Genomic DNA, 12,506 nt, shown 5'->3' with positions numbered 1-12,506 from the left:
GCTTGCTTTAGGTATCATAACATCTATTAAATCACAATGAAAAACTAAACTGATGCACTAGGTTGTTTTTTTATTAAAATGACAAACAAACTACCTAATAAACAAAAACCCCCTGCTAGTAAAAATGCCCACATATAGGACCCAAACACTTTATAAATGACCCCACCTGAAAATGCGGCAACCCCTGCCCCTACTTGATGGGCTGCAGTGATCCATCCATACATCATCGCACTTTTTTGAATGCCAAATGTTTGCCTCGCTAATCCTACAGTAGGTGGAACTGTTGCAATCCAGTCTAAACCGTAAAAAATCGAAAATATTACGAGCCATGTATAAGAGCCTTGTGCTAACGCGAACGGTAAAAAGACGAGTGAAATTCCTCGTAACAAGTAATACCAAAAAAGGAGCCATCGATTGTCAAAACGGTCAGATAACCATCCCGAAATTGTTGTACCGATTAAATCAAATACCCCCATAAAGGAAAGCATAGCCGCTGCCGTTACAAGAGGAATCCCAAAACTAACACAATAAGAAATAAAGTGCGTTCCGATTAGTCCACTCGTTGATAAACCACATATAAAAAAACTTCCGGCTAACAACCAGAACTCCTTTACTCGTAACCCTTCTAAAAGAGATGCAATTGCTACTTTAAATGGATTGCGATTTACTACGATAGGTGGTTCTTCTATAATTAAACTTTCATTACCGTATGGAGTGATCCCAACGTCTTTTGGCCAGCTTTTCATAAAAATTGAAATGAGGAAAATCATCGCAATGGCCAATACGAAAATTAAGCCAATAGCTGCTCGCCAAGAATAGTTATCTACTATACTAGCAAGGACTGGTAATAGTATGAGCTGCCCAGTAGCTGTAGCCGCAGTTAAAATACCCAATGCTAATCCTCGTCTTTTAACGAACCAGCGATTGGCCACTTGTGTACTTAATACGGTTAAAAATAAACCTGACCCAATTCCAAGCATGACGCCCCAAATTAAAATTAACTGCCATTTGCTCGTCATGACAAAGGTTAAACCAAGACCAACAATTAAAATACTCATGGAATACAGCATCATTTTCTTTAAACCGAAAATATCTACAAATGCCGCCATAAAAGGTCCTGAAAAACCATACAAAACTAACCCCACTGCAAATGCAAAGGAAATGGAAGGTCGATCCCATCCAAACTCTGTTTCAAAAGGATCTATAAAAATGCCTGACGAGGAACGAATGATCCCCGCGACAATAATCGCAATAAATGTAACCGCTAGTACAACCCAGCTATAATGTAATTTTTTCATTTATTCACCTAATTTGACTTTTCTTATATTCTACATGAAGGAAATAACAAAGTTTATAGAAACTTCTAATATAATACTTTTAAACTACTTTTATTAGAATTACCCAACTAAAAATCATCTTAGAAACAATAAAAAACCAAGTCCGTTAAAAATAGACTTGGTTTAAAATTAGTTATTTAATTTGGAACAACTTTGCTTTTTACCGTTTTACTGTTTGCTATATTAAACTTCATATACTTTTTTAGCTCATTATAAATATTGGAAATTTCATCATCCGATAAAATGACTTCTGTTGAATGTTTCCAGTAACTTTTTAACTCTTTCATTTTCAATACATCAGTATTGTCTGAATGTATAATAACCTTTCTAAATGAACAATCGTTTGAAAAAACAACAATTGAATGAAAATGTTCACTGTTTGGTTGTGATAATAATTCTTTTAAATCCAATATTGCCAGTTTATTTTGTATTAATGGGTTAGTAAACTTATTTAGTTTGTTTTTATGTCGTGCTTCTGCCCACGCTTCATCTTGCTCACGACCATAAATCCAACCATTAAACTGTTGTAGGTTTAATATATATATACCCGATTGATGGACCAAAATGGCATCAATTTTATGATTTGTTGTAGGGAGCGAAATATCTAATAAGACCTTGTTTTTTCCATTTGATTTATGTAGGCTTTGAACAAGTTTATATGCAGTTCTTCCCTTTTTGTCTGTGAAAAGAGAGAAAAAAGAATATCCTGTTAATTTTCTAAATTCACTATTATCATATATGTATAATGTAATGGCAAAACAAACCCCGATTAGGATAATGAATACAAAAATCCACATTTCTTTTCTTCTCCTCCTAACTTCCTTCTACCTGCAAATTTAATATTATCAAAAATATTGTCTACTGACTATGCAACATTAGACATGTCAATTTAGTGATTTTATTTAAAATAATGTAATTTCTTTATTAGATTGGAAGATTTTTAATATAGAAGACCGTCCAAAAAAAGCACGGATTGACAGGATTAGGTCAAAAAATTAATTTACGATACTTATGAGGTGATGAATTTGAGTTGGGTTGAATCCATACAAAAAGCAATTGATTATATCGAAACAAATTTGCTTAATACATCTCTATCCATTGAGCAAATAGCGAAAGTAACTAATTCTTCGGTTTTCCATTTTCAACGAACATTTTCTATCTTAACCGATTCAACGGTTGGTGATTATATCCGTAGACGCCGTTTAACACTGGCTGCAGAGGAACTAATTAACACGGAAGAAAAAATAATTGATCTGTCTTACAAATATGGATATGAAACACCCGAAGCCTTTACAAAAGCCTTTCGTAAGCAGCACGGCATAACTCCAACAGACGCACGAAAAAAGAAAGGCTCAATTCAATCTTATAATCGCCTCATCATTCAAATAAGTTTAAAGGGAGCAGAGCCAATGAATTACAAAATTATTGAAAAAGATGCCTTTCAAATTGTCGGTGTCAAACGAACTTATAACTGTCAAAATGGAGAAAATACACAAAAGATCCCTGTTTTCTGGGATGATGTACATGCAGATGGTACAAATAATCGATTAATTGAATTAAATAACGGCGCGGTCAATGGAGTCCTTGGTGTATGTATTGTTGAGGAGGAACAAAAAAGCCTTGGCTTAATGGATTATTGGATTGCGACAAATCATGAGGGGGATGTTCCGGAAGGTCTTCTAGCATATGAAATTCCGCCGTCTAAATGGGTAATATTCGAAGTACATGGTCCTATGCCTCATGCAATGCAGGAAACGTGGAAGAAAATTTACTCAGAATGGTTCCCATCAAATCCATATCAACCAGCAGGATCAGCAGAACTTGAAGTTTATTCAAATGATGACCCTTCTAAAACGGATTATTATTCAGAAATATGGATTCCAATTAAATAGACCTTATAAGCACTAGGTACACAAAAAATTATCTTTTGTATACCTAGTGCAGTTTAATTTGGGTATTTCTTTACTTTATTCACAGCCTCTAATAGCTTTTCTGTCACAATGTCGGACTCTTCAATGTGACTTGTTAATACCTTATTTGTATTATCAAAAATAGTCGTCGATTTTTTAAAATTGTTTAAAACATCTTGGTTAGATGCTTTTTGATTTTTTATATACGTTAGAAGTTCATGCATATCATTTTGCACATTTGCGATCATTTTAATTAAAGAGTGGATTTGATCGGATGTTTCTAAGCTCGTTTTGACGCCCTGTTCAATCATTTTCATATTATTTTTTGTATTGTCGTATACTCTCAAAATTTGGGATTGTGTTTCCTTCGTAAGGTTTACGATATCCTCTGTACTACTCTTCGTACTTTCTGCTAACTTTCTTACTTCATCCGCAACAACAGCAAACCCTTTTCCGTGCTCTCCTGCTCTTGCCGCCTCAATCGATGCATTTAACGCTAACAGATTCGTCTGGTTCGAAATGTCACTAATAACTTTTACGATATCTTCTATTTGTTTTGAACGTTCACTTAAAACATTCATATTATCAGACGTTTTTTTCGATTCTGCTCCTAATTTGCCAATTAAATCTTCTACTGCTAACACCGCATCTTTACTTACTTCCGACACATTCACCATTTGTTTAGAGGCTTCGATGAGTTGTTCTCCTTTTTCTAGGGCAATATCTGAAATTTCATTGGATTCGACCGTACTTTCTTCCACTCGATTAAACTCATTTAAAATATCTTTGACCATTTCCCCTAGAACTGTATGTTGATTATTCACTTTATCGTGTTGCTCAATCGTCGAAACCAACTCTTTGTGTAACTCATTTAAAAATATTTGAAAAGCATGTTCTTTTTCATCTAGCTTAGAATTTAATTCGTCAATTTTCTTTTTAAATAGTTCGATTTCTTCTTTATTAGAATTAAAAATTGATAGCATACTTCCATCCCCCTTAAAGATGCATTTAGAATATATCTTTTATCATTCATTATAGCATATACTCGATTGAATATCTGATACCCTTTTATTCTACCAACATGTTAGTAGTAGAATGAAGTCAATTATTTTCGAATTTTCACGAATAGGTGAATTTCCTGGGAAATCGTGTTGAGATTCGTCAATGTTAATTTGTCACAAGATTTGTTAACATACCGAATAAGGGAGGGAATGTATTGAACAAAAAAATAGCTGTCATCCTAATCACATGCATGTTAATTGCGATTGCAACGGTGTTTTCATATAAATATTTATCTGTTGAAAATAAGGAGGGGCAATCTGAAAAACAAGATACATCTGATACTATTGATCCCTCTAAGCTCGTTCAAAAGATTTTTGATGTTGCACAACTTGGACAAACTCCCTATGTACCATTTGAAAACGGAGCAACTTTAGATGATGTTATAGAACAATTAGGTGAGCCTGAATCCGTTACATCTACATCTGTTGGTGATTATGCAGACTTTCCATCTAAACAAATTTCAGTTGGCATGGAAAATGGTCAACTATTTGATATCCGTTCCTATCATCATGAATTAGCCAATATTCGACTCAATGATATTAAACAGTTTGCTGGAGAACCTGATCAAATAACCTATTATCAAGATTCCCAAACCAATCAAATCATACTTACCTATGAAGTTAATACTGCCTATCACCTTAAATGGATAGTAGACCGACCAACTGAAGAAAATCAAAATCCAACAGTTCATCACACTTCTCTACTAACGACTACAGCAGTAAAAAGCCAAGAACTAGCGAAAATAATTTCAAACATGACACTTGATGAAAAAATCGGCCAAATGATTTTTGCTGGGATATCGGGACCAACATTATCACCCGCTGACTATAAACTATTGGAGCAGCACAAAGTTGGCGGTCTTATTTTCTTTAAAAAAGATCTCACTTCCTCCAATCAAATATTGCAGTTGCTAAATGATATTAAATCCATTAATTCAAAAAATGATTTCCCTTTATTTTTAGGTATTGATGAAGAAGGTGGACGTATTTCACGGTTACCAAATGAGTTTATTTCACTACCTTCTAGTCAAGTAATTGGAAAATCCAATGTATCATTTGCTTATGAAATTGGAACAATACTTGGAAAAGAGTTATCAAATTTTGGGTTTAACCTAAACTTTGCACCCGTGTTAGATGTGAATAGCAATCCAAATAACCCGGTTATCGGTGATCGTTCTTTCGGAAACAATCCAGAACTAGTAAGCTCATATGGCATTGAAACAATGAAGGGCATGCAATCTCAAAATGTCATTCCCGTTGTAAAACATTTTCCTGGTCATGGGGATACATCGGTTGATTCACATTTAGACTTACCAATTGTGAACAAATCAAAAGAGCAACTTGATGCACTTGAACTTATTCCTTTTAAAGAGGCGATCAAGTACGGTACGGATGTAGTGATGATTGCACATATTCTATTACCTGAAATAGACCCTCAATATCCAGCTTCTATGTCGGCGGAAATTATTACCAATATTTTACGTTCAGAAATGGGCTATGATGGGGTTGTCATTACGGATGATATGACCATGAAGGCCGTTACGAACAATTATTCTTTATCCTATGCTGCCGTCCAATCCATAAAGGCTGGTAGCGACATTGTTTTAATTGCTCATCACTATGATGACGTATCCTCTACTATTAATGCATTGAAACAGGCCGTACAAAAAGGTGAAATTACGGAAAACCGCATTGATGAAAGTGTAAAACGGATACTGCTATTAAAGGAGACATATAAATTAGATAACTCTAAAATTGATACAATCAATGTCCATGAAATTAATAGTACAATTCAAAAAATGCTTGAAAAATATAATTCATAAAATTAGGTATATAGATAATAATAACGTTATTGTTTTAACAAACGAACTAACGGAGGTTTTTTACTGTGGACTTTATTGATGAACGTGCGATTCCTGCATTTATTGAATCGACACAGCTAGTAGTTGAATTGGAAAGTGTAGATGTTTATAACACGATCATCTTCCCTACGCAGGCAAAGGATTACAAATTCAACCCACAGATAGAGGTACCGTATGATATAAAACAAGAAAGTACTACTCAAAAGCGTGTAGATTAAGGCGATTTCATTGATGATACAGTCTAGTAGGACTTACGGATAAATTAAAACTCGCTATGAGACCTCTAAGTCCCGTAGCGAGTTTGTTTTGTTTATTCGATTCCTTTTGTCCATTCTGCAACTAATTCCGCATTTTCTTCTACCCATTTCGCCGCAGCTTCCTCTGGATCTACACCAGCATTGATTTCAAGCATTACGGATTCATTATCAGCAGAAGTCCAGTGGAAAGCATCAATAACTTTAAATGCATTTGGCATCTCTTCTTCTAACCCTTTACGCGCAAATGTATTAATCGTTTCTTCCCCACCATAAACACCTTTTGAATCTTCTAGATATTTCAAATCATACGAAGCGAATTTCCAGTGTGGAGACCACCCTGTTACAACGATTTCTTCTTCATTTTTAATGGCTTGATCAAGTGCGACTGTCATAGCACCTGATGAAGACTGTAATAATTCCCAATCAGCTAAGTTTTCGTACTCTGTTAAAGCTTTTTCAGTTGCAGCCATAATCCCTGCACCCGGTTCAATCCCTGTAATTTGCATATTTGCTTGATCAGCTAAATCTTCAATCGAGTTTACGTCTTCCATATAAGATGGCACGACTAAACCAATTTTTGCTCCGCTTAAGTTTTCCCCTAATTCTACAAGATCATCTTTGTATTGCTCGTATTGAGAAGCATGTGTGTGCGGTAACCAACCAGCTACCATGGCATCTGCTTCACCGTTTGCGACAGCTTCCCACATAATTGCGTTATCTAAAGGTGTTAATGTAACATCATAACCTAAATCTTCTAATACTTTACCTACTACATGTGTCGAAGCGATTTCTGTATCCCATTCTACATAGGCTAAGTTAATTTTTTTTGACTCTTCAGTTGTTGCCGAATCATTGGAATCCCCTGATTTTTCTGTTGTCTTTTCTCCTTCATCGGATCCACTACATGCCGCTAGCATAGCTCCAACACCAAGTGCTAAGCCCATCATTTTTAATTTTTTTGTATTCATTCTTTTCTTCCTTTCTTTGTTCATTATTTAGTTGTTTCTCTTCAAGTAGTTATTCTTTCGGCATTAAGTCTTCAATGGAATCAATATCCATATATGCGGGTACAACGAATCCATTTTGTGTACCTGTTAAATTCTCACCTAAATCCACAATGTCATCTTTATGTTTTTCATAAAACGCATTATGTGTCGTAGGTAGCCATGGCGCAACAGTTGCATCTCCTTCACCTGCTGCAATCGCTTGGAACATCACTGCAGGGTCAACAGGTGTGATCGTTACTTTGTATCCATGTGCTTCTAATACTTCCTTCATGACATTTGAAGAGGCAAGTTCTGTATCCCAAGGTGTTGTCACCAATTCAATCTCTTGTCCGTCTACCTTCTCTACACCATCTGTCCATTCTTTCACTTTATCTGGATTCTCTTCTACCCAGTTCTTTGCAGCTTCTTCAAATGGAATTTCTTGTGCTTCATACATCACTGCTTCAACATCTTTTGGTTCCCAATAGAAACGATCTAAAATTGTATAAGCACTTGGCATGTCTTCTTCCAAACCTTTTCTAGCAAGGGTTTGAATATCTTCTGTTCCACCTAATAAACCTTTTGAATCTTCTAAAAATTTCAGGTCATATGCCGAAAACATCCAATGTGGTCCCCAACCTGTAATAATAATTGGTTCGTTATTTTTAATTGCATCATCTAAAGCACCCATCATTCCTGCTGTTGAACTTTCTTGCAATTCCCAACCTTTTAAGTTTTCATATGCCTCTAAAGTATCTTTCGCAAGCCCTGTCAATCCAGCGCCTGGTTCAATACCTGTAATCGTATATTCTAATGCTTCGCCTAGATTTTGCGTGTCATTTGCTGTTTCGTTTCCTTTTGTTTCTTCTTCACTACCACATCCAGCCAGTAGTAAAGAAACGGATAAGCCTGTTGTTATCCCTATCGTTTTTAATTTACTCATATTAATGTCTCCCTTGATTTAATATGACTTTCCAACCGAATCCTCGATTGACTATTTACAAGTTACTAAACTATTGTGCTTTCTTTTTATTAAAGCTTTGTGTTAAGCGGTCAATAATAATAGCAAAGATTACTAGACTAAGACCCGCTACAAAACCATTCCCTACTTGCGCACGTTGTAGGGCTGATAACACTTCTCGACCCAATCCTGGAGCACCGATCATTGATGCGATTACAACCATCGATAATGAAAGAAGCACCGTTTGGTTAATACCCGCCATAATTGTTGACTTAGCAAGTGGTAGTTCCACTTTAAATAACTTTTGCCAACCTGTACTACCGTAAGAATCGGCCGCTTCTACTAATTCCCTTGGTACCTGTCTAATCCCAAGGTTTGTAAAACGTACAGTTGGTGGCAATGCAAAGATGACCGATGCAAACACACCAGGTACAACGCCAATTCCAAAGAATGCAACGGCTGGAATTAAATAAACAAATCCAGGCATCGTTTGCATAAAGTCTAAAATTGGTTTGATAATCTGTTCTGCAATTTGACTTTTAGCCATCAAAATCCCAAACGGAACCCCTACAATGATCGCTATTATACTTGCAAAGATTACTAGCGTTATGGTGTTCATCAATTCTTCCCATAGACCTTGGTTATAAATAAAGAACAACCCAACGATTGAGAATATTGCTAAACCAAACTTTCTTTTTGTTGCCAAAAATGCAATCAATGCAATCACTAAGATAAATACAACTGGCGGGATCATTACAAGTAAATCAGTAATCGATTCCATAGAGGATTTTCCGCTCTTTTGTACAAAGTCAAATAGCGAAGAAAAACTATCTGTTAACCAATCCATCACGTTTTCTACTAGTTCTGCTACTGGTAAACTCGGGATATTATCTAAAATTTTACTCATGAGCCCCTACCTCCTCTGAAGTTGAAGCGAGGGACTGGATGACAACGCCTCTTATTAATACACCGACTAATTTTTTCTCCTTCAATACGGCAATTGGAGTTGGCGATTCTGAAATTAACCCTAGTACATCCTGAATTAACATATCAGATGGTACTGTCGGCATATCGGTTTTTAAAATGCTTAAAACATTTTTTTCGCCACGTTTTGCTGCTTCTAATGCATCATCTGCAGTTATGTAACCAATAAATTCACGTTTTTTATCAATCGCTAATAGCACACTGACTTCTTCTTCACGCATACGTTTCAAAGCTACTTTTGGTCCGTCGAGCTCGACATTGACACTTATTGGACGAATCATAGCATTCTCTACCGTTAACACTTTCGAACGGTCGACATCCTCAAGGAACGTTTTCACATAGTCGTTCGCTGGGTTTGTTAAAATGTCTTCCCCGGTACCAATTTGAATAATTTTTCCGTCCTTCATTAAGGCAATACGATCGCCGATTCGGAGTGCTTCGTTTAAATCATGGGTAATAAAAATAATGGTTTTTCTCACTTTTTGTTGTAAATCCAATAGTTCATCCTGCATGTCTTTGCGGATTAGTGGATCAAGTGCAGAAAAAGCTTCATCCATTAGCAATATGTCAGGGTCATTTGCTAATGCTCTTGCTAAACCAACACGTTGCTGCATACCACCTGAAAGTTGGCTAGGATATTGATCTTTATATGGTAATAATCCTGCATTTTCTAAAGCCTTTTCTGCCCTTGCTCTTCTTTCTTCTTTTGAAATACCGCGCACTTCTAATCCATATTCAGTATTTGCTAAGACTGTTCGTTGTGGGAATAAACCGAAGTTTTGGAAAACCATACTCATTTTTTCTCGGCGTATATTTCGGAGTTGCTTTTTATTCATACTGGAGATATTTTCACCATCTATGTAAATGTTTCCACTTGTAGGTTCTATGAGGTGATTTAATAAACGTACTAATGTTGACTTACCGCTACCTGAAAGCCCCATAATAACGAAGATTTCTCCTTCATTAACAGTGAAACTTGCATCATAAACGCCAATGGTAGCACCTGTTTCTTTTAATATTTCTGTCTTGTCTTTCTTTTCATTAACAAGCTTTAATGCGTTGTTAATATGCTTTCCAAAAATCTTTGTAACATTTTCTATTTTAATTTTCTCCATAAAAGTTCCTTTCTAAAATTTTATAGTTTTACATAATGTTTACCACTAAGTAACAACTTAATCGTAACAAAGGGTTGTTACTTTTGTCAAACTTACAACCTCTTTATCTACTAAACTCGTATTGAACTTTGGGTAAAAAAAAAGCCTACAGACACTATTTACTTAGCATCTGTAGGAGCATTATTCGGATATAAAAAATTTTGAACACGTTCGATACTTTCATCATTTCCAATGAAGTAAATAATATCATTCGTTTGAAAGGTTGCGTATGGTCCAGGGGAAACCATAATTTCGTCCCCTCTCCTTATCCCAACAACAGTAGCCATCGTGTTTTGCCAAAAATTAATTGACCCAATCGATTGTGAAATATATGGTGAATCATCCTTTACTTCAACTTGAAATGGGACAAATGGATTTACCGATTTGAAACGTTCCGTACGACTTACAAGACGTTCCGTTGTTTCTTGTAAAATATTGAGTTCTTCTTTTTGTCGTTTAATACTTTCCATAATTTCGATTTGCACTTGATGAATGGATTGTACTTCTAAAAACTGTTGCACAAATTGAGCCGCTTTTTCATAGGACTTAATGACCACGCCACTCCCCTTTGTTGCTTCCACAATTTCTAAATCTTGTAGGACTGCAATTGCCCGTCTTGAAGTTTCAGCTGAGACGCCATATTGACTTGCTAAAGAAGATCTGGCATAAATTTTTTCGCCGACTAAGTATTTTTTTTCCACAATTCTCGACGCAATGTCTGCTGCAATTTTTTGATACTTTGGTTGTTTCACTTGAAGCCTTTTATTTTCCATGTATAATCACCTTTCACAGACCCATTCATTCTTATTCATTATACTTCTTTCTCTCATCATGAATATATTACTACTTACTAATTCATCATGTGGAAAATTTTTTTAAAATAATTTTCAAACTATCATTGACTTTCTCGTTACGTCAACCTTTAAGATGATATCAACAGGAGGGGGTAAAGTGGAGTACACAATAAGTAAATTAGCCAATTTAGCGAATGTTAGCGCGCGAACATTACGCTATTACGATGAAATCAATTTATTAAAGCCAGCAAGAATCAGTAGTTCTGGATACCGTATTTATGGTCAAAAAGAATTGGATCGTCTTCAACAAATTCTGTTCTTTCGAGAGTTAGATGTTGATTTAGAAACTATCCTTTCTATTATGAACGATTCAAATTTCAATTCAACCGATGCACTTCAACAGCATTACCAAAAACTCGTACAGAAACGTGCCCACCTGGATCAATTAATTGCAACGGTTGAAAAAACCATTGCTCATGAGAAAGGAGAAATAACAATGAGTAATCAAGAAAAATTTGACGCTTTTAAAAATAAACTAATAAAAGAAAATGAAGAAAAGTATGGGGATGAGATTCGTAAAAAGTATGATAAAGAAACGGTTGAAGCCTCTAATGCGAAACTTCGTGGAATGTCACAAGAAGATTATGAAGCTTTAGAAAAATTAGGGAACGAAATTTTAGAGCTCCTTCCGAAAGCTTTTGCTACTGGCGACCCTGCATCTGATTTAGCACAAGAAGTGGCGAAAAAGCATAAAGAATGGTTAATGTATTCTTGGCCAACTTATTCTAAAGAGGCTCATGCTGGACTTGCTGAAATGTATGTAGCTGACGAACGATTTACAGCCTACTATGATAAAACCGTAGAAGGAGCGACTGAATTTTTACGAGATGCTATTTTAATTTATTTGAAATAAGTAAAATTTCATAAATAATGTGTATAAAAAAATGCCATCAATCTATACTATTAAAGATTTCACTTCCAATCCAAGTGACTAGGAGGGTTAACCCGATGAGTGCGAATGATCGTTACTCTTAAGGACCATCGAAAACTGAATAGCTAAAGCACGGTTGTCTTAGGTTTATCTTAAGATTAAATGCGAAAAGCGAGGCAGTGTGTCATGGAGGATGAATAGTAAGTGCAATCAAACCCGGAATTAATTTTCCGGGTTTTTTATTTATGTTTTTTCGTGTTTATACCTGC

General features: G+C 35.6%; 12 protein-coding genes. 4 read left to right on the top strand and 8 right to left on the bottom strand.

Features of this window, described 5'->3' with window-relative positions; genetic code table 11:
- Window positions 1–44: 44 nt before the first annotated feature.
- The gene (locus EK386_RS08545) at window positions 45–1,298 is read right to left on the bottom strand and encodes an MFS transporter (protein WP_126658744.1); all 1,254 of its coding nucleotides are present in this window, start codon (window positions 1,296–1,298) and stop codon (window positions 45–47) included.
- Between the two features lie 176 nt (window positions 1,299–1,474).
- Entirely contained in the window at window positions 1,475–2,134 is a 660-nt protein-coding gene (locus EK386_RS08540) for a nuclease-related domain-containing protein (protein WP_126658743.1), read from the bottom strand.
- A gap of 228 nt (window positions 2,135–2,362) precedes the next feature.
- Between EK386_RS08540 and EK386_RS08535 the strand changes: the two genes are divergently transcribed.
- On the top strand, window positions 2,363–3,229 hold the full coding sequence (locus EK386_RS08535; RefSeq protein ID WP_126658742.1) for a GyrI-like domain-containing protein: 867 nt from the start codon (window positions 2,363–2,365) through the stop codon (window positions 3,227–3,229).
- Between the two features lie 53 nt (window positions 3,230–3,282).
- On the opposite strand, the gene EK386_RS08530 is transcribed toward EK386_RS08535, so the two are convergent.
- Window positions 3,283–4,230: a methyl-accepting chemotaxis protein gene (locus EK386_RS08530; protein ID WP_126658741.1), complete on the bottom strand. Its 948-nt coding sequence runs from the start codon at window positions 4,228–4,230 to the stop codon at window positions 3,283–3,285.
- Between the two features lie 233 nt (window positions 4,231–4,463).
- Here EK386_RS08530 and nagZ point away from each other — a divergent pair, with 233 nt between their 5' ends.
- Together nagZ and EK386_RS08520 are read left to right on the top strand one after the other, a co-directional pair.
- A complete protein-coding gene (nagZ, locus tag EK386_RS08525; RefSeq protein ID WP_246027627.1) occupies window positions 4,464–6,131 on the top strand; it encodes a beta-N-acetylhexosaminidase in 1,668 nt (555 codons plus the stop codon).
- Window positions 6,132–6,196: 65 nt separating this feature from the next.
- A complete protein-coding gene (locus tag EK386_RS08520) occupies window positions 6,197–6,388 on the top strand; it encodes a hypothetical protein (protein WP_126658740.1) in 192 nt (63 codons plus the stop codon).
- A 92-nt stretch (window positions 6,389–6,480) separates the two neighbouring features.
- Here the strand turns inward: EK386_RS08520 and EK386_RS08515 are convergent, their stop codons facing one another.
- From EK386_RS08515 to EK386_RS08495, 5 genes are all read right to left on the bottom strand, one after another.
- A complete protein-coding gene (locus EK386_RS08515) occupies window positions 6,481–7,395 on the bottom strand; it encodes a glycine betaine ABC transporter substrate-binding protein (RefSeq protein WP_126658739.1) in 915 nt (304 codons plus the stop codon).
- A gap of 49 nt (window positions 7,396–7,444) precedes the next feature.
- Window positions 7,445–8,356, bottom strand: coding sequence for a glycine betaine ABC transporter substrate-binding protein (locus EK386_RS08510; protein WP_126658738.1), 912 nt, complete (start codon window positions 8,354–8,356; stop codon window positions 7,445–7,447).
- 70 nt (window positions 8,357–8,426) lie between these two features.
- Window positions 8,427–9,281 (bottom strand): ABC transporter permease, encoded by an 855-nt coding sequence (locus EK386_RS08505; protein ID WP_126658737.1) that lies wholly within the window; start codon window positions 9,279–9,281, stop codon window positions 8,427–8,429.
- Window positions 9,274–10,473: a quaternary amine ABC transporter ATP-binding protein gene (locus tag EK386_RS08500; protein WP_126658736.1), complete on the bottom strand. Its 1,200-nt coding sequence runs from the start codon at window positions 10,471–10,473 to the stop codon at window positions 9,274–9,276. Before EK386_RS08500 ends, EK386_RS08505 begins: the two co-directional genes overlap by 8 nt.
- Before the next feature lie 158 nt (window positions 10,474–10,631).
- Window positions 10,632–11,285, bottom strand: coding sequence for a GntR family transcriptional regulator (locus EK386_RS08495; protein ID WP_126658735.1), 654 nt, complete (start codon window positions 11,283–11,285; stop codon window positions 10,632–10,634).
- A 178-nt stretch (window positions 11,286–11,463) separates the two neighbouring features.
- On the opposite strand from EK386_RS08495, the gene EK386_RS08490 reads away from it, so the two are divergent.
- The gene (locus tag EK386_RS08490; protein ID WP_126658734.1) at window positions 11,464–12,219 is read left to right on the top strand and encodes a MerR family transcriptional regulator; all 756 of its coding nucleotides are present in this window, start codon (window positions 11,464–11,466) and stop codon (window positions 12,217–12,219) included.
- Window positions 12,220–12,506: the final 287 nt, after the last annotated feature.

The organism is Lysinibacillus antri, from assembly GCF_003977595.1.
Classification (GTDB): domain Bacteria; phylum Bacillota; class Bacilli; order Bacillales_A; family Planococcaceae; genus Ureibacillus; species Ureibacillus antri.
The sequence above is the reverse complement of the archived record's forward strand: the minus strand, read 5'-3'. Positions and strand labels throughout refer to the sequence as shown.